Raw genomic sequence first — 20597 nt, forward strand, 5'->3', positions numbered from 1 at the left:
GTATAGAATTAAGATAATTATTAAATGGTCATGTAAATTATTACATGACCATTTTTTTATGGAAGAATTTAAAATAGCTATTCAAATCAACTAACTCAGATTTTATCAGGAATAATTGGCAGGTATTCCGATTGAACATTGCTCATAGATCGGAACATATTGGTTCTGATCCGCGAATCATCGCCGGCAATACGTTCAATCATCTTAGTTGTTTCCTTGCGTTTCGTGACATCTTGGTGCGGACAAAGTTCTTTCTCCAACACAAACTTTCTAATTCTGCTATATTCCCGCATCTCTGCATCTTTCAAAAGAATTAAAGGGCGAATTAAAATGATATTTCCTTGAAACATACTCAGTTTGGCTGGCATACTACATATAGCCCCTTGATACATCATATTCATCAGAAGAGTTTCAATAGCATCATCCATATGATGACCCAGAGCAAGCTTATTGCATTTAAACTCATCTGTCATTTTAAATAGGGTAGTCCGCCTATGCCACGAACATCTAAAACAGGCTGGCTTTTTACTAGGCCTTTCGAAATCAACATTTATATCCCGATAAATAAGTTCTACATCCAAGCGTTCGCAAAAAGCTTTCAGGAACTCACGATCAACTTCATATGGCAATTCCAATACATTGATATGTACTGCTACAACATCAAAATTCTGTTTCTTAAACTTACGCCTCAAAGCGAGAAGTTCAAGTAAAGCTAAAGAATCTTTACCTCCTGAAACGCCTACCATAATTCTATCCCCATCCTCTATCAATTCAAAATCGCTAATGGCTTTCCCCATTCTTTTAGCAATCTTTCGCTGAAAGTACTGATCCTTCTTTTCTTGCTCCCTATTAGGCATTTTCACGATATCCATTTTTCTTTCCTTTTAAGATGCCAAAAGTAGAAGATTCTTCTCTCACACACGATTTTTCTAACAATTTAAAATCAATTAGAATAATGTCACACAATAATTAATGCTCTTACAAGAAATTATAGTGAATTTAGATTATGAATGTGGAAAAAATATTTATGAATTGTATTCTGCGGGTACTGAGTTATATGACGTTAAATTACAAACACATTTAATGAAATATAAAAAAAGACAGGGATGAAATGCTTGTTTTATATGAAAAAATGCTTTGTTTTGTAGCATTAATTTAAAAAATCATTATCATGATAAGAAAATATGTGCGGTTGATAATTGCAGGAATTCTATTTTTGGGATCCATCTTTCTTTTTATTCAGGCCTTAGTGGGTACTGGTGTATTAGTAGTTCTGCTTTCCGGAATTTTTGTTCTGTTTCATTTCAAAAATGAAATGAATTTATTTGCCTTTTATTTTGTGAGGAAAAATAAGTTTGAGGCTTCAGGCAAGGTATTGGGGCGAGTGAAAAATCCAGAAAACATGATTAAAACTCAGGAAGCATATTACTACTATCTTTCCGGTTTAGTTGAAGCGCAAAAGCAAAAAAATGCACAAGCTGAAAAACATTTTAAAAAAGCCTTGGAGACAGGTTTAAGATTGAAAACTGATCAGGCAGTTGCTAAATTAAATTTGTCTGGAATTGCTCTCTCGAAACGAAACAAAAAATTGGCAACATACTATTTGCAGGATGCCAAAAAGTTGGACAAGCAAAAAGTGTTAACAGCGCAAATCAGGGAAATAGAAGCAATGATGAAACGCATCTAATTCTTTATCCTCAACAGTAAATACAAAGCCATTCAAAATGGCTGTAAATTATAGTAAGACCTGATAAGTGTTAAAACTTGTCAGGTTTAATTAGATAAGAACTATGCATTTAGCCATTTTTTGTTTATTAGGAGGTGCTTTACGATATGTGTTCCAGTTAGTTCGTAGTTTAATCAAGGGAACGGAAAGACCTTCGTATCCTGTTACGTGCAAACATCCGGCTAATGCTTGGTTGGGTCTAATTGTAATATTCCCCTTATTAATTCTGTTTTTTTTAATGACGAATTGGTAATCTGTTTTTATAAGGAGAGTACTTTGAAAATCCCTTATTACAGAACCTCTTTGTAGTCCTAAAACACCTTCGTCAGTAGAATATCGAAAATAAGAACCGATCCTCCAGGAATGGAGCCATAGTCGGTATTGCCATAGGCCAAATGAGCAGGGATTAATAGAATTCCCTCTCCACCTTCTTTAAAATGCTGGATTCCTTCTTTCCAGCCCTCAATCACAACCGATAGATTAATTTCCAGACTTTCGCTTTTATCGAAAATAGTACCATTAGTTAAATAACCAATGTAGCTAATTGTAATATTCGAATCACAAGTTGGTTTCGCACCTTCACCTTGCTTACATATCAGATAGTACAAGCCCGTGTCACTTCTTTGAGCATCTAATTTGTTCTTCGCAATATAAGCCTTGATTTCTTCTTCGTTTTTATTTCTGAAATTGGGTTTTTTCATTCTCTTGAGAATTGAATAAGTGTACACAAAAATATGAATTTTTTAAATAGTGTGGGGGATTCTGAAGAAAGAGTAGATAATGATGATGATGATAATTTTGTTGGCATAAGTCAAATTATATTCCGATTTCTTAATTAGAAGGTATTTTACTAATTTAACCCTGTTTTAATCACCAAAAAATTCAATTGAAAGTCATTTTTATTATATAATATGCACTTGCAAATTATTTACTATCCCCATGAAAAAATTGATCTGCTTAGTCTTTATATTTTTCCAATTAGGTTTCCTCACGGCACAAGAATATATCTTCGAAAAAATTACGACACAACAAGGATTGTCGCAAAATGATGTGAACTGTATTTTTCAGGATCACAACGGCTTTTTATGGATTGGTACCAATGATGGATTAAATCGTTACGATGGTTATTCTTTCCGTACTTTTCGAATTAATCAAGGAAACAAACAAGGAGAAGGTCTTTCGAGTAATTTAATTTATAAGGTAAAAGAGGATCAGAAGGGTAAGTTGTGGATCGGAACATCAAACGAAGGAGTATGTGTGTTTGATGTTGATAAGGAGACTTTTACTCAAATCAGGAATACTGCACAAAATCCAATTCAATTAGCGGATAGCCGGGTTTTAGATCTTGAATGTATGGCTGATGGTACGGTATGGGTAGCAACAGCTAAAGGTGTTACCATTATCTCGGAAGTAAATGGGCAATACGAAACAACCAATTTAATTACCGTAGCTAATACTCCATTGGTTTCAAAAGGTTGCAATGTGGTGAGTGAAGATTTGCAAGGACGAAAATGGTTAGGGTTTTATAGGGGCTTGGTCGTTTGTGAGAAAGTCTCAAATCGAATAAAGACAACTCAGATTAAAGAATTCGAACATTTAAATGTAAGGTCTATTATACCCGTAATCAGTGGCTTTTTGGTGGCAACAGACAGCGGATTATTCTTTTTGCAGGAAGATGTTGATGATAGTAATCAAAGGCGATTGGTACAAATAAATGATTTTCCGACTAATGATATATACTTGGATGAATACCAAAACCTATATGCTTCATCCAATAAAAAGCTTTTAGTTTATTCATGTGATTTTATAAATCAGAAATTTAAGTTTAAGGCTGAGATTAACCAAGGTCGGTCTAAATCAGATTTGAACAGTAGTCTGATTATGAGTATTTACGGAGACTCTTCAGGTATTATTTGGATTGGAACCAATGGAGGAGGATTAAATAAATACAATCCTAAACGAAAAAAAATTAGTCATTACAAGAGTACAGGGCAACAGGGAAGTCTTTCATGTAATAAAATCAGATCCATTTTTGAAGATAGCTCTCATAATATATGGTTTGCCACAGAAGGTGGAGGTGTTGATTATTTGGAGGCTTCCAAAAATAGAAATTTTGCATCTGGTTTTAAGAATCATTTTGCTATTGGAGATAAGATTGAAAATAGAATCTATTCGGTAATTGAAACTAAAAATAATAAAGGCGAAAATGAAATATGGGCGGGTGCCGGTTTTCCACAAGTATTGGAGCGTTTTGGAAATGATGGGAAACATTTGGCATCAGATGAGAAGGATTTGATCTCAGATATTGGAGCGTCAATTTTTACAATGCTAAAGGACAAGGATGAAAATATTTGGTTGGGAACCTATGGTTCGGCTGGCCTGTTTAAGTATGAAATAGTGGGTGATACTTATCGTCTAACAAATTATAGAGCTCTTGGTGAACCAGGAAATATATCCTCCAATATTGTTAGGAGTCTTATGCAGGATAAGCAGGGGAATATTTGGGTAGGAACCGATGCAGGGCTCAATTTTCTTTCCGTTGATGAACTAGCAAAACCGAGTCCATCTTTTAAAGTATTCAATAATAATCCGGAAAATGAAAATTCTTTAAGCAATGATTACATATTGCCTCTCTTTCAAGCAACAAATGGGGATTTGTGGGTGGGTACCATGGGAGGCGGACTTAATAAAATTAATTACAAGAATAATATTGACTCAATTTCATTTACACGCTACAACACTTCGGATGGCTTCCCTAATAATGTGATAAAAGGCATATTGGAGGATAGTAATGAATGCTTGTGGATTTCATCGAATAAGGGATTAACACGTTTTAATCCAAAAACCAATGATATCATGAATTATGATATTAATGATGGATTGCAGGATAATGAATTTGGTGAATTGGCCTGTTGCAAATTAAGTGATGGCATGATGATTTTTGGTGGGGTTAATGGGTTCAATACATTTTATCCCGAACAAATTATCGAAGATAAAACTCCTCCCAAAGTTGCATTTACAGATTTACAGGTGCTTAACGAATCGGTAAAAGTAGGAGAGAAGGTTCATCGTAGAGTTATTCTTGATAAAGTAATTAATCATACAAATAGTATTAAACTTAAGAATTCTGAAAATAGTTTTGCTATTTATTTTTCTTCGTTACATTTTTCGGCTCCGCAAAAAAATAAGTATAAATACATGCTTGAAGGATTTGATAAAAGTTGGATTGTAAAGAATTCTGATGAGAGATTTGCTAAATATACGAGTCTTGCTGCCGGTAAATATGTATTCAAATTATATGCGTCAAACAATGATGGGATTTGGTCTGAAGAAGCAAAGCAAATAGAGATTGTTGTAATTCCGCCATGGTGGCACAGTAATCTTGCATTGCTTGCTTATGGCTTGCTATTTCTTGTTCTGCTGTGGTTCTTTCAACGTTTTTCGATCATAAAGATTAAGCAAAAGAATGAGCTTTTGATGGAGCATTTTGAAAAAGAGAAAATAGAAGAATTAAATCAAATGAAATTTCGGTTTTTTACAAATATATCCCATGAGTTTAGAACTCCTTTATCTCTCATTATCGGTTCTGTTCAGAAATTACTTCGAAATGAAGAAGAATTATCGGAAAAAGCCAGAGAAAGGTGTTTAGCTGTTGAACGAAACTCTTCCATAATGCTTCGATTGATCAATCAATTGTTGGATTTCAGGAAAATGGAACAGGATAAAATGAAGTTGTTGGTAAGGAATGTAAATATTGTACAGGTTTTAAAAGAGATCTATTTTTCATTTCAGGAAATGGCGTCGAATAAAAATATTCAGTTTAAATTTTCAGGTCAGGAGGATGAATTATACGTTTGGGTTGATACAGATAAGATAGAAAAGATCGTTTATAATTTGTTGTCGAATGCCTTTAAATTTACAAATGTTGGAGGACAAATTGAATTGGTTCTTTCATATGATACAGATCATATTATCATTCAGGTTAAGGACAATGGTGTTGGAATTCCAAAGCAGTTGCAGTCTCATATTTTTGAACGTTTTTATCAGGGAACAAAGTTGAGACATGCCAATTCCAGTGGGACAGGAATTGGTTTATCCTACTCTAAAGGATTAGCAGAATTGCACGGTGGCGAAATTAGTTTTGAAAGTGCCGAAGGTGTAGGCAGTTGTTTTGAATTGGTGTTGAAAAGAGGAAAAGGACATTACAAATCTTCTGATGTTTCTGAGGATCAGTCAGTAAAGGTCGAATCAATAAATAGGGCAAATTCCGAAGTAGAAATAATTCAAAGAGAAATAAAACAATTACAAGATGATTCTGAATCAAGTTCCCGTGAGCATAGCCTTCTGATTGTTGAAGATAATATAGAGTTGTTGGAATTTTTAACAGATGCTTTTACCGATTATTATAATGTATATCAGGCAGTAAATGGTGTAGAAGGATTAGAGATGGCAGAAAAATATGATATTGACATTATTGTTAGTGACATTTCGATGCCAATAAAAGATGGTTTAGAATTATGTCGTGAAGTTAAAACGAATGAACGAATCAGCCATATACCAATCATCTTGCTTACGGCAAAGACATCTTCTGAAGATTCAATAAAAGGTTTTCAGCTTGGCGCTGATGCGTATGTTTCCAAGCCTTTTGATTTGAATGTGCTTGAAGCTCAAATTGCCGGAGTATTAAGAAACAGGAATGAATTGAAGCAAAGATTTAACAAGACAATTGAAATAAATCCTTCCGAAGTTACCACTACTTCTGCTGATGAGAGATTTCTGAAAAAATTGCTGACTATCATAGAAGAAAATATTTCTAATTATGAATTTACGGTTGAGCAATTGGCAAAGATATATGGTATGCCACAGGTAAATATAAATAAGAAGCTAAAATCATTAACGGGACAGACAGCAAATGCGTTTATTAGAAGTGTAAGGCTTAAGCGTGCGTGTCAATTATTAAAAACAGGGCGATATTCGGTAGCTGACGTAACATACGAGGTTGGCTTCTCTGATCTGAAATATTTTAGATCTTGTTTCAAAAAGGAGTTCGATCTAAATCCATCGGAATATGCAAAACAAGAAAATAAAGAGTAAAAATCTTCATTTTGAAGGAAAGAATAAGCGAGCCATGAGTGAATTTCATGGCTCGCTTATTCTTTTGATGCATTTCCCTTTTAAACATTTTTTAACAGAATATGAACTTCTTACAACAAGCAGTCCCCCAAGTTTGACAAAAATTACCCCCTAAATCCTTTCCCGGAAAATCCTAACAGAGGAAATTTATGCTGTTAATACAGTCCCCCATGTTCGTAAAAAAACACACCCTTTCGCGGACGAATTGCAAGGCTATATTTATGACTGAATTTAATAACTAAATTTTATATCTTATGAAACAAAAGAAATTCTTCTATTTGCAAGGGAAGTATAGTCAAGTAGGTTTGGCTCTAATTCTATTGCTTATGTGCAACTTTAGTGCCTTTGCACAAAACATGGTGCAGGGTGTCGTAACAAGCGCTGAAGATGGTTTTGGAATCCCCGGCATTACTGTAATCCTTAAGGGTACAACAACTGGAACAGTTACTAATATCGACGGAGAATACTCCATCGCCGCAAATAAAGGTGATGTGTTGGTATTTAGCTTTATTGGAATGCTAAGCCAGGAAATTAGCGTAACAGGATCAACACTAAATGTGAAGATGCAAAATGATGCGGTTAATTTGAATGAAGTAATAGCTGTTGGTTACGGTGTTAAAAAGCGTAGTGTTGTAACAGGTTCTATTACTAGCCTCGATTCTAAAGACATTTTACAATCAAGACCTGCGGACATTAATCAAGCGTTTACAGGACGTGCTGCCGGTGTTGTTGTATCACAATCTTCTGGTCAGCCAGGTTCAAGTTCGAAAATTACGATTCGGGGTGTAGGTACTAATGGTAACTCAAACCCTTTATATGTAATTGATGGTTTGCCAATGAGTGACATGAATTCGGTAAATCCGAATGATATTGAGTCTTTACAAGTATTAAAAGATGCAACTTCAGCTGCAATTTATGGAGCCAGAGCTGCCAATGGGGTAATTTTGATTACGACTAAAAGAGGTAAAAAAGGAGAGACTACTCTTACTTATGATGGTTTTTACGGTGTACAGTCTGCTTTTAATCAGCCTGACTTATTAAATACCGACGAGTATTTAACAATCATGCAAGAATACTATGCAAACGATGGTAATGCGTATCCAACTTCAATGCCAACTCAAAACAATGGAATAGATACAGATTGGTTAGGTGCTATTGCTTCCAGTGCACCAGTTCAGGAGCACAATGTTACTGCAACTATGGGAAGCGAAAAAGGGAGTGTATTGTTATCTCTTGGTTACCGTAACCAAGATGGTATTATTGGAGGTAATTTAGATAAATCCTTCTTTAAGCGTTACAATGCTAGAATGAATGCTTCTTTTGATGTCAATGAAAACGTAACTGTTGGTGCTAACATTAACTTTACACATATCGATAAAAGTGGCATTGCTACAGGTTCGAATGGTTACAATGCTGTTTATTACGGATTATTAATGGACCCTACTACGCCTGTTTATGGAGATGGTTATGCTCCAGCCGATGAAAGTGGTTACGGGACTACTGCCGTTCCATTTACCAGAATGTGGAATCCAATGTCTTTTATGGATGTTAGTTCAAATGGGTATAACCGTAGCGAAAGAATATATGGAAACACTTATGCGAAAATATCTTTCTTAAAAGATTTTGTTTTTAAAACAGATCTTGCTGCAAACTTCAAAAGTGGTCGCAGTAGAAGTTTTAGTCCTACTTATTATCATAATGTGTCTAACTACTCAGATATTAACAAGGTGTCTCAAAACTCAGATAGAGCAGCTTTCTGGCAATGGGAGAATACCTTGACTTATACAAAAGAGATAGGTGATCATCATATTACAGTCTTATTAGGTACTTCAGCATCTGAAAGCACCTATGAGAATTTAGGAGGTTCAAGAGTTGGATATCCTGCAGAAGCCGATGGTAATGATAATTTCTGGTGGCTTAATTCAGGTAATATTGAAGGGGTTACTAATTATGGAGAGGCAGATCCTGTTCATACAATTTCTTCTTATTTTGGTCGATTAAGTTATAACTATCAGGAAAAATACATGGCTGAGTTTGTTGTGCGTCGTGATGGTAGTTCTAATTTCGGACCAAAGGATAGATACGCTATATTTCCAGGAGTTAGTTTTGGGTGGAATGTTTCAAACGAAGATTTTTGGAATATTGAGAACTTTGATAAATTAAAGCTTCGTGCAAGTTGGGGTCAGAATGGTAATGAGGCAATTAGCCCATTTTCATACACTTCAACAATTGCCAATGATCGAAATTACACACTTGGTAATGGGTCTGTGATTACAGGTTCATCTCCATCCAACTTAGTAAATCCTAATGTTAGATGGGAAACAAGTGAGCAATTAAATATCGGTGCCGATATGGTTTTCTATAATGGTGCATTAAGAGTTAGTATGGATTATTATACTAAAACGACTCAAGATTTATTGTTTCAACGTACTGTTGAGGCCGTAAGAGGTAATGATGCTCCTTATTATAATGCAGGTGAGATCAAAAACTCAGGTCTTGAATTCCAAGTTGGATACAATTTTAACGTTGGAGAAGTTGATTTTGCAGTCAATGCGAATGCTTCTTATTTAAAGAACGAAGTTACCAAAGTGGGTAATGATAATGGATATGAAGAAGGTGGATGGTGGAAAGGAACAACTAATGTAACTCGTATGCAAGAAGGCTTACCCATTGGAACTTTCTATGGATATAAGATTGATGGGATTTTCCAGACTCCGGCTGATATCAACAGTGAAATATATCCAAATGCACAGCCAGGTGATTTTAAATGGCATGATACTAACGGAGATGGAGCAATTACACCAGATGATAGAACTGATATTGGAAATCCATGGCCAAAATGGACTTATGGTGTGAGTATTAATGCTAAATGGAAAGGTTTTGATTATAGCATGATGATGCACGGAAAAACAGGTATGGATATTTGGATGGCTCAATACAGAGATGAAGCCTACGGACGTGCTAATTTGCCTGATTTCTGGTTAGATAGATGGCAACAAGCCGGGGATAACAATGGTGTGCCAAGACTAAGTATTGCAGATGCTAATGATAACGTGAGAAAAGCTTCTGAATTCCACGTGAAAGATGCTTCTTTCTTTAAGATTGGTACTATTGAATTAGGATATACTTTACCTAAAAGATGGGTTAAGGCTGTGAATTTATCAAAAGTGAGAATTTATACTGCTGCTGATAATGTTGCTGTTTTCTCAAAATACCCAATGTTCGATCCTGAAGTGGGAGCAATGGAAGGAAATATCCTAAATACAGGTTTAGATTACTCTATGTATCCACAGGCTAGAACAATCAGATTTGGTCTTAGCGTAGGTTTCTAATATATAATATGATTAAAAATAAATTTAAACGTATGAAACAAATAAAATATATATTCATTATTGCGGTCTTACTAATCGCTGCTTCATGTTCCGATTCATTTCTGGACACCGATCCTGTGAATAAATCCACTGAGGATAATTTCTACCAAACAGATGCTCAGATGTTTGCGGCTCTTATGGCAGCTTATGACCCATTACAATGGGGAGGTATAGCTGGTTCTTGTGTTCCTTTTAGCGAAATTCGTTCAGACAATATGAAAACCGGAGGCGGTGGACAAGGTGATCAGCCGGATGTTCAAGCTCTGGAAGACTTTGTAAATAATTCAGTAAACTCAGCTTCGGATGGTATCTGGAAAAAAAATTATACAGGTATTTATCGTGCTAATTTGGTAATCAATTCAGAGCTTGAAAGTGATGCGACTAACGTTTATAAAGCAGAAGCAAAATTTTTAAGAGCTTGGTATCACTTTGATGTTTTAAGAACTTATGGGCCATGTCCGGTGGTTACAGAAACTATTTTTCCTGAAAGTCAGAAATTTGTGAGAGAAGATCGTGCTGTTGTAAATGAATTCATCATTAATAATTTGAAAGCAGCAATTCCAATGTTAGAGGATGCCCACGATGCTGCTAATGTTGGACGTATAACTCAAGCGGCTGCTCAAGCCTTATTAGGGAAAGTTTTGATTTACAAAGCTGACTGGAATAATGATGATAAAGCAACTTTTGATGAAGCTGCTACTTATTTACAGAAAGTAGTTGACAATCCAAACTATGCTTTGTTTACTGATTATGCGCTATTGTTTGCACCGCATGCAGAGAATAATTCAGAGTCAATTTTTGAAATTCAACGTACCACAAAAAGTGGTAAAAGCAATTGGAGTAGTGTAGATGAAACTACAGAAGGAAACTTTTGGGCTCAGTTTTGTGGACCTCGTGGATATCCAGGAAACGATGTTATTGATGGTGGATGGGGATTCTTACTTCCTCAAAATGATTTGATGGATTATTACCTGCCAGATGATGTTGCTAGAAAAACTTCTGTTGCTTGGACTTACGATGAGTTGGTAACAGATTACAATGTAGGTAAATCAGAAGATGATCAGGTTGAATGGGCAATAGACCAATATAACCAATTAGACTTTGTGGGTTACGCACAAAAGAAATATTCATTATGGAAAGATTACGATTATGTAGGTGGTTTAGCTCTTAATCGTCCAGGTAACGAACGGATCATTCGTTTGTCTGATGTTTATTTGATGTTGGCAGAATGTAATCTAAGAGGAACAGTGAATGAAGCAAAAGCTAAATCTTTGATCAATGAAGTTAGAAAGAATCACGTTTACGGTGGTGCTGCTAGTTTTGATGGTGTAGATGAGCTAATTGCAACTTATCCTTCAAGATTTGCAACTACTCTTGATGTACTGTGGTACGAAAGACGTGTTGAATTTGCAGGTGAAGGTGATAGATGGTATGATTTAGTAAGAAGTGGAAGAGCTCCAAGTGTAATGGGAGCTATTTACCCAGGTGTTGATTGGACTAAGCATATTTATATGCCTATTGGACTTACAGAACAAGGTAATTCAGGAGGTTCTTTAACTGAATATCCAAGTGAATCTTTGCCTCATTAAATTTGAGATTGCAAACAAATCTGATTACAACTAAACTAGCTGTTGTGTTATTTTAAGCTTTGCGATTTTCAAATGAATAATTAAAATTACAGAAGCCAATACCATAAGAATTTGGGTTTGGCTTCTGTTTATAACATGTAGCAATTAAGTAAGTGCAAGAAGCTACCAATACTATTAGTAATGAGAAAAATAACACTATTCTTAAGCTTAGCCCTTTTTTTAACAATGGGTTGCTCTGAAAGCAATAAAAAAGTAGAAAAATACACTGCAGATTGGGAATCTATTCAAAATTATGAGATCCCTGCTTGGTTTGAAGATGCCAAATTTGGAATTTTTATTCATTGGGGCGCTTATTCGGTACCAGCCTATGATAATGAGTGGTATCCAAGACATATGTATCAGGATTCTATGCTATGGCACCAAACTGATCCTTCCTTGTCTAAAAAAGGAACAAATCCGGTTTATACACATCACACGGAAACTTATGGACACCCTTCTATTTTTGGATATAAGGATTTTATTCCCATGTTTAAAGCCGAAAAATTCGATGCAAAACAATGGATAGACTTATTTAAAAAAGCCGGTGCAAAGTATGTTGTTCCAGTAGCAGAACATCACGATGGTTTTGCGATGTATAATTCTCATGTTACTCGTTGGAATGCCGCAGTAATGGGGCCAAAACGAGACATTATTAAGGAGCTTAAACTAGCAACCGCGAATGCTGGATTAAAGTTTGGCGTATCTTCTCATTTTGCTTTTAACTGGGATTACTATAATCACGAAGAGAGGTTTGATACCAGTAATCCTGAATTGGCAGATTTGTACGGGCCTGCACACAAAAGATATGCTCCGGTAAGTGAGGAGTTTATGGATCTTTGGTGGAGACGTACTACTGATATTATCGACAGTTACAATCCTGATATCCTTTGGTTCGACTTTTACTGGGATCGTCCGGAATTTGCTTCTTATCATTCAAAATTAGCCGCTTATTATTACAATATGGGCTTGGAAAATAAGAAAGAGGTAGTTCTGCAAAGTAAAAATATGGGCTACGAATCATTCCCTGAAGGAACCAATGTATTGGATATCGAACGTGGAAAACGTTCTGATATCAGCAAAGATGCATGGCAAACAGATACTTCAATTGGTAAGAATTCCTGGTGCTATACCAACACTTGGGAGAGTAAAACTTCTAATTCTTTACTTGATGATTTAATTGATATTGTGAGTAAGAATGGAACTATGTTATTGAATGTAGGACCTAAAGCTGATGGCACAATTCCACAGGATCAAAAAGATGTTTTATTGGGAATAGGCGATTGGTTAGCAACAAACGGAGAAGCCATTTACGATACACGTCCATGGAAAATATTCGGTGAAGGACCAACCAAAGCTAGCGAAGGACATCATTCAGAAGGAAACAATGAGGCCTTAACCTCAAAGGACATCCGATTTACTACAAAAGGAGATGTTTTGTATGCAACAGCTCTTGGTTATGCTGAAAATGGAACTTTTGTAATCAAATCTCTGGCAACTAATAATGAAAATGAGACACGTCCAGTACAATCGGTTGAATTTATCAGCGCAAAGAATAAAATTGATTGGAAACAAACCGAGAATGGTTTGGAAATAAATGTAAATGGCGAAAACCAAGATGGAGCAGCCTTTGTTTTTAAAGTGAAATTTTAGGAATCAATAGCAAGAGTTAACTAAGATTGATTGTACGATTAGAGAGATTTTCATCATTAAAACAATACAAAAATAATGTCTAAATATTTTACATTTTTGTTGTATTTCAGTTTTATTATTTTGGTAAGTTGTTCTTCAAATCATCCCAAGGGCAGCTTTGGGTATGATTTAGATTTCCTGAAAAAACATCAGGAAGTGATTACTCTTCAGACAAATAATGGAAAGAGGTAAATTGTATTGTTACCAGAATTGCAAGGAAGAGTAATGATTTCCCAAAACGATTTCTTAAGAAAATAGCATATTAACATGGAGATTACTTTTGAATAAATTAAAATTTATACGGATGAAAATTAGTACAAAACTGTTATTGTTACTTATTTTAATTGTGTTGTCAGAAAATAGGGCAGTTGCACAGTCTTGGGGATATAACAATAACCGCGTGGCGGTAAGCTTTGATGGCAACAGCGCTCCCGACAATCAATATAAGTGGCCAACGGGCGATCCCGATGATTGGGGCGCGCTTGTCGCTTCATGCGCAATAATGGCAAAATTGGATTTACAAGAAAAATTGGTGCATTGCTCTTACAACAATTTCATTGATGCTCCAACGGGACCTGATAATGAAAACCAGTTGAAAATAAGTGCTGATGGTGCTATTGTTCGTTGGGGATTCAACAAAGACAATTTCTTTGATGTAACGAAACAACTGCAAGATTCAAAATTGCATTTGGCTAAGGAGATTGGAAAATCAACGGCTTCAGATCCCTTGTACTTTATGCATGCCGGCCTTTCTGAGTTTTTATATCAGGTGGTAGAAGAAGTCATAAAACAGGGAAATATAGAAGCGTTAAACCATGTTTATTTATTGTCGCATAGTGAGTTTAATGAAAATGAGACACGACGTGATTACCATCGAACTTGGGAGGATGTACAAAAACTTTGTGGCCATCGCATGAAGTATAAGAAAATTAAGGATCAAAATGACAAGGATAATCCCAATAACTTATGGCATTCAAAAAAAGACTTTTCTGTTTGGTATTGGATGAGAGATCATAAAGATCCTAATATTCGTTGGATGTACACCAGAGTGCAGGCACATAGCGGAGGTGATGCAGATATTTCAGATTGTGGTTTGTTTTATTACTTATTAGTAGGTGACGATAATGGATCCCCTTCAAAATTCAGAGACTTTATTGGCGATGGAATTGAGTAATGTTTAATAATTTGAAAGGGAAAGGGGCAGGATACGATTAAAATAGTTCCCATATAGATCCTTTTAAGATAATTCTCTAGAAAGATTCCTGAAAAAAGATGAACGGAAGAACCAGATTCAATTAGATCGTTAAGTTTTTATTGAAAAAATACAGAATGATGAATAAAATTATCTCATACTCAATTATTGCCATTCTCTTTGGTTTGCTGAATTATGAACCACTATCAGCACAAAATTTAGAAGATTTTCGCTGGACTTTAATTGATGCAAAAGGCGATGTAACCGGGCGTCACGAAAATTCTTTTATCGAGTACAATGATAAATTTTACCTGCTTGGAGGACGTGGTGTAAATCCGGTAAATATTTTTGATCCAAAAACAAATACCTGGGAAACCAAAGGAAAATCACCCATGGAAATCAATCATTTTCAGGCAGTGGTTTATGGCGATGTCTTTTATTTGGTAGGCGCTATGGAGGGTCAATATCCTATAGAAAAACCTCTTGAAAACATTTGGCTTTATTACCCAAAAACTGACAAGTGGGAAAAAGGTCCGCTGATTCCTGAAAACCGAAGGAGAGGTGGTGCCGGAGCTGTTGTTTACAAGGATAAAATATATATGGCTTGTGGTATTGATTACGGTCATACCAGTGGAACAAATAACCTTTTTGATAGTTATGACCTAAAAACGGGAGAGTGGAAAGTATTGACCAAAGCGCCGCATATTCGCGATCATTTTCCAGGTATTACTGTCGGCGATAAATTGTATTGTGTTGGAGGTAGAAATTCTAGTGTTCATTTTCCAAATAGATTTGGTGCTTTTTTCGAAGCAACCGTTCCTTATGTTGATGTGTATGACTTTAAAAAGGAAGAATGGTATACTCTTGAAGAAGAGCTTCCTTTTCCTTCAGCTGCTGGCGGAATTGTAGCGATGGATAATAAACTCATTTATATGGGTGGCGAAGGCGTATATAAACATGCTTATTATCAAACTCAAAGTCTCGATTTGGAAACCGAAAAGTGGGAGCAACTTTCACCAATGGTTATTGGACGTCACGGAAGTGGCGCTGTTTTATATGACAATAAAATATATGTGGCTGCTGGCAGTTACAAACAAGGGGGTTCAAATATGAATTCTATTGAAGTCTTTTCGGCAAATCATAAATGGAAAAGTTTGTTTAACGGACAAAATCTGGACGGTTGGGACGTAAAATGTGTTGAGGCTGATAAAACCAAAGGTTATTGGGCGGTTGATAATGGAACTATTTTATGCAATACAAAAGGGAGCTCCGATCATCAATACATGTGGTTGCAAACAGTTGACGAGTATGCAGACTTTGAGTTACGTCTTCAATTTCAAGCAACAAGAGAAAATAAAGGCAATGCAGGTATTCAAATTCGTAGCCGATATGATGAAAATGCCAAGTTGGATGGTGACTTTTTGGGGTGGATGGATGGACCGCAGGTTGATATTGAACCCAACGATCCATGGCGAAATGGTCTGATTTACGACGAAACCCGAAATACAAATCGCTGGATAAATCCAAGTTTGCCCGACTGGAGTATTTCGGAAAAGGATTGTGCACCCAAAACAGTTTTTTATTATTGGAACGATGAAAGACCGGGTTGGAACGATATGCGAATTGTCTGCAAGGGAATGCACATTACAACCTATGTAAACAACATTAAAGTTTCCGATTATGATGGAACAGGTGTTTTAGATGATGAAAACCATGTGAAAAACAGAGTGTCTAAGAAAGGTCATATTGCCATTCAATTGCATAGAAAAGCAAATAATTTCATTCGCTACAAAGGTATTGAAATAAGAATTTTATAATTCTACTCTGAACCAGAAATTCAATTATTTGAATAATAAAACGATCTCTTAACTTTATGCTACGGCTTGTCCATTTAGTTTTGAAGTTTAATAAATTTCAATTTTGTAAAACTCATTTTATACGGATTATATTAATATAATATTATGAAACGTCCATGTATAAAGCTTTCTACACATAGGGAGATGATTATATGGTAAGTTCCATATGACAAAAACTTAAAATTATAAACATATGAAACTAAGAATATTGCTTGTTATTGTACTTATTGCATCGTCTACTTTGGCGAATGCTATCGAACGTCCAGGTTTTGATAAAAAAAAGGATATTTTAATTGCTCAGTTTGATAGTAAACCCGACCCTGATGATATTCATGCACAAGCTGCTTTGGGTTGTATGCTATTGCATAAGGACCTTAAAGGTGTGGATTGTTTTGCGGTAGCTGGAGCCATTGGAATCCAGGATGGAGAATTTATTGATTCGGGTGATTTATTTAATATGGTATTTGGCAAGAAGTGGACAAATGCGCATGCAGATTGGCAGGGCTCAGTACAAATCATTACCGACAAAGTGATTTCAATATTAGAAAAAGGAGGAAAAGTTTGGGTTCAAGAAGCAGGACAATCGAACATTACGGCAGATTGGATTGTGGAAGTCCTAAAAATAGTTCCGGAGTCAACAGTGAAATCAAATGTAATTGTAGTGCAACATAGTAAGTGGAACGAAGACAAAACGGATTCTACCGACTTGGTTTATGTGAAAGATAAAACCAGCTATTTTGCCATTGATGATGGAAATGCACCTACTGATGTAGATTGGGGAGACCGGGGATCGTATTCAACACCTGAATACAGAAATAAAGACAGTAAATGGATTGAATTAGCAAAATCGTCTTCCAACAAAAAAGCAAAAAGATTATGGATTGAAGCTGATAGAGTTATTACCGAAATGTTCCCTAATGGGTTTGCAGAAGAGTGGTCGTACATCCATTATAATGGAGTAGACTATTCGGATTGTGTCGAGAATTGGTGGATTTTTAATATTGGTGAATTAGCTAACAACAATGCTAAATTTTGGAATCGATACGTTACAAATTAAGGTGTATTCTTTAATTATAATTTTTTTGTTGAGCGCATCGGATTTTTCGAATACTTCTATGTGTTTACTTATATTAATGAACTTGTAAGCTACAATCCGGATTTAACTATTTTTGCTTCCCTCTGTAGTCCTCCGACCTAGGTGAAAAAAAGAGGTGAGATGGCTGGAATTGATCCAGTGAATGGACGCCTAATAAGGCGTGATAAAATATACAAGGCTTATGCTCGGTATTTTGTGAAGTATCTAAAATCATATGAAACCTGCCTTTAAAGAAAACAATTTAACCACTGGAATTTATGCAGGTACATTCAGAGCAGCAGAGCGACTTGGCATGCATGTGTATATGGGACTTGAAGATGCAAAAGACTTGGATGGAATTGGCATTCAATACATGGAAGCAAATCTAATTCTGGAAACTCAAATATCCGGGATTTAAAATGTTTCACACTGCAGGTAATCTTATAGTATTTGGAAAAAAGATATAAAGCGAATGGTCAGAGGCTTGATTTTTTGGTTTTAAACAGGAGAAGGTAGATCAGCTCTGGATAATTCTGGCGGTAATAGGTGACTCCTCACGAGTTGCAAGCTTGGTACCTTACAATAGTGATAGTACTAGGTTGGAAATGATAAGAACATATAATAAACATTAAAATTTAGTGACGTAATTAGTTTAAAGAGGGTGTCCTTAATTTAGGTCATCCTCTTTTCTGTTTTTACGATCCCTGGTTTTTTAAATTTCATTTTAAGTGAAATTGAAACAGATCTACCGAATAAATTTCACGATAGCTCTTTTTTTTATGGGGTATAATGGAAGAATGCTGATAATTTACTGCATTCATTTAAAATCCGGCAGGCATTAATTGATGCTAAACAGGAGATTAGCTCTGAATATGAATAAGGAAAGGTGATGAAAGCAATATATTAAAATGATTTGATCCCTGAAATTCAGCGGTATGGACAATAGTTGCTTATTTGAAAGAAAATAAAAAGCAGGAAGTTTTTGTATTATGAATGTTTAGACTAATTTTAAATAAGGAAATTTAAATATTCACTAAAAAAGAATGGTTACCATGAAAACTTTGCAATTTAAAATTGGAACAGGCATAGTACTATTGTTCATGCTCTTAGTTGGTACTTCAAATAAAACGTATGCGCATTGCGAGATTCCTTGCGGTATTTACGCTGATTCTCTTCGGATAATCATGTTGTCGGAAGACATTGAAACGATTGAGAAAAGCATGAAAATGATCAATGAATTATCATCAGCGGAAGAAGTAGATTACAATCAGTTGGTACGATGGATTACCAATAAAGAAGATCATGCTAATAAGATACAGAATATTGCGACTCAATATTTTATGTTTCAACGACTGAAAGTTTCGGATGATGCTGAAGTACAAAAGAAAAATGCCAAGCTTTTGGCTGTTTTGCATGAAATTTGTGTTTATGCAATGAAATCAAAACAAACAACCGACTTAAAATACATCGAAAAATTGAATGAGGCTGTTCATAATTTGTCTCATCTGTATTTTGGAGAGGAAAAGCATCATCATTAAAAATTAGGCCAGATGAATTGATTTGGGCCACAATTAGTCCAAATAGAATCTGAATCATTGGGATTTTCACAAGTAGTGAGAATCCCAATTTTTTTATTCCTTTTCAAGTAAAATATAGGCGCCAAAAGTTTTATTCTGAAAAGGACTTACCAATGGTAGATATCCATTCATCCATTTTCCATCTTGCATTTCTAAAGGATGTTTCTCTGTCATTTCCAGATGAAACTGATCGAAACTTTCTTTGAATTGATTGAAGATTTTAAAAATTCCTTTTGTATCAGGATGAATTTTTTCGTTTAGAAAAAGAGCTAGAGTGCTCATGTTGTAACGAAGATTAATTTCTAAACACGGATGAATTTGAAGCTTCTCATCGTGATCTAAAACAAGCATGCAGTCAACTCCAAAATAACCCGTGTAGTTGGTTGCAATATCCGAAGCCGAAAGAACTTCCGACATGCAAGTCTGTAGTTCGGAAATACGGTTTTCATTTAAAAGTGTATCCATTTCTGATGGAATACCGCCAAGGTAGTTACACAAATATTGCCCTTTCGAATTGGTATCAAAGAATCCTAAACCTAAATAGTTTAGTTTGCCTTTTTCATCACAGTAATACTGAAGCGAAAAATCGAATTGTTTTTTTAAAAAAGGTTCAACCATAACATAAGATTGCGAGGCAATTACACTATTGATTGATTGAATAATTGATTCGTTTAAAGTGGTATGCCGGAGAATTTGCAGACCTCTGCCTGCCGAGCTCAAGGGTGACTTAATTACAATCTGTTTCCATTTGTGCATTAGCTTTTCAACCTCAGCTACACTGGTGCAAACTTGTGCAGTCTGATCTATATCAATGAATAATGAACTATTATTGTGCTTAATTGCTTCTTTTACAACTTCCAGCGCTTTTTTACGACTGTATAAATCACGATGCTCTACTTTCCAGAATGCATTGGGCTGATTTAAAAAACGGCTGCTGCATGATTCTTTAAAAGGCTTCAAAATATGATGAATTCTTGGACTCCATCCCCAAGGATGAAGACTGTCTTTTGGCATTTTAATAAAATCGGAATCTGTTAATGCAAGTGTGAGTTGTTTGAAATTCGGTACAGATACTCCTGCATTTTCCAGGAGTTCCATAAATTTTTGATCTGGCATTTCATGAACCAATACGGTATCATTTTTATCCGCAAAAAACATCGGCAATACATCCAAATCCTGTTTAAACTTGGTTAATGTTTTGTTGGGCATAAAACTAACTGTTCCGTTGGCAATGGCCATTTCGCAGGTAGGATTGTAAATAAATATTTTGGGAGCAATATCTGTTGGCATCATTCTAATTCAGTTCATTTTGCATCACAAAAGTAGGAGAAATCTGCTTATCTTTGGTTT

The 20597-nt window shown here is 35.5% G+C and carries 13 protein-coding genes; 10 read left to right on the forward strand and 3 right to left on the reverse strand.

Features of this window, described 5'->3' with window-relative positions:
• Positions 1-95 precede the first annotated feature (95 nt).
• The gene (locus ALGA_RS19355) at positions 96-872 is read right to left on the reverse strand and encodes an ATP-binding protein (protein WP_197705622.1); all 777 of its coding nucleotides are present in this window, start codon (positions 870-872) and stop codon (positions 96-98) included.
• A gap of 299 nt (positions 873-1171) precedes the next feature.
• On the opposite strand from ALGA_RS19355, the gene ALGA_RS19360 reads away from it, so the two are divergent.
• Entirely contained in the window at positions 1172-1687 is a 516-nt protein-coding gene (locus ALGA_RS19360) for a hypothetical protein (RefSeq protein WP_096432057.1), read from the forward strand.
• A gap of 350 nt (positions 1688-2037) precedes the next feature.
• Here ALGA_RS19360 and ALGA_RS19365 read toward each other — a convergent pair whose 3' ends face one another.
• Positions 2038-2427, reverse strand: a complete 390-nt coding sequence (locus ALGA_RS19365) for an FKBP-type peptidyl-prolyl cis-trans isomerase (RefSeq protein WP_096432059.1) — start codon at positions 2425-2427, stop codon at positions 2038-2040.
• Positions 2428-2665: 238 nt separating this feature from the next.
• Between ALGA_RS19365 and ALGA_RS19370 the strand changes: the two genes are divergently transcribed.
• From ALGA_RS19370 to ALGA_RS19415, 9 genes are all read left to right on the forward strand, one after another.
• On the forward strand, positions 2666-6820 hold the full coding sequence (locus ALGA_RS19370) for a hybrid sensor histidine kinase/response regulator transcription factor (RefSeq protein ID WP_096432061.1): 4155 nt from the start codon (positions 2666-2668) through the stop codon (positions 6818-6820).
• A 293-nt stretch (positions 6821-7113) separates the two neighbouring features.
• Positions 7114-10191: a SusC/RagA family TonB-linked outer membrane protein gene (locus ALGA_RS19380; protein WP_096432065.1), complete on the forward strand. Its 3078-nt coding sequence runs from the start codon at positions 7114-7116 to the stop codon at positions 10189-10191.
• 32 nt (positions 10192-10223) lie between these two features.
• Positions 10224-11819, forward strand: a complete 1596-nt coding sequence (locus ALGA_RS19385; RefSeq protein WP_162845493.1) for a RagB/SusD family nutrient uptake outer membrane protein — start codon at positions 10224-10226, stop codon at positions 11817-11819.
• Positions 11820-11999: 180 nt separating this feature from the next.
• The gene (locus tag ALGA_RS19390; protein WP_096432069.1) at positions 12000-13508 is read left to right on the forward strand and encodes an alpha-L-fucosidase; all 1509 of its coding nucleotides are present in this window, start codon (positions 12000-12002) and stop codon (positions 13506-13508) included.
• Positions 13509-13851: 343 nt separating this feature from the next.
• Positions 13852-14721: a hypothetical protein gene (locus tag ALGA_RS19395; RefSeq protein WP_197705623.1), complete on the forward strand. Its 870-nt coding sequence runs from the start codon at positions 13852-13854 to the stop codon at positions 14719-14721.
• A gap of 155 nt (positions 14722-14876) precedes the next feature.
• Positions 14877-16556: a family 16 glycoside hydrolase gene (locus ALGA_RS19400; protein WP_096432071.1), complete on the forward strand. Its 1680-nt coding sequence runs from the start codon at positions 14877-14879 to the stop codon at positions 16554-16556.
• A gap of 232 nt (positions 16557-16788) precedes the next feature.
• Complete coding sequence (locus ALGA_RS19405) at positions 16789-17652, forward strand: hypothetical protein (protein WP_096432073.1); 864 nt, start codon at positions 16789-16791, stop codon at positions 17650-17652.
• Between the two features lie 253 nt (positions 17653-17905).
• The gene (locus ALGA_RS19410; protein WP_096432075.1) at positions 17906-18088 is read left to right on the forward strand and encodes a hypothetical protein; all 183 of its coding nucleotides are present in this window, start codon (positions 17906-17908) and stop codon (positions 18086-18088) included.
• A gap of 634 nt (positions 18089-18722) precedes the next feature.
• On the forward strand, positions 18723-19208 hold the full coding sequence (locus tag ALGA_RS19415; protein ID WP_096433778.1) for a superoxide dismutase [Ni]: 486 nt from the start codon (positions 18723-18725) through the stop codon (positions 19206-19208).
• A 93-nt stretch (positions 19209-19301) separates the two neighbouring features.
• Here ALGA_RS19415 and ALGA_RS19420 read toward each other — a convergent pair whose 3' ends face one another.
• A complete protein-coding gene (locus tag ALGA_RS19420; RefSeq protein WP_096432077.1) occupies positions 19302-20540 on the reverse strand; it encodes a hypothetical protein in 1239 nt (412 codons plus the stop codon).
• Positions 20541-20597: the final 57 nt, after the last annotated feature.

It is taken from the genome of Labilibaculum antarcticum, assembly GCF_002356295.1.
Taxonomy (GTDB): Bacteria; Bacteroidota; Bacteroidia; order Bacteroidales; family Marinifilaceae; genus Labilibaculum; species Labilibaculum antarcticum.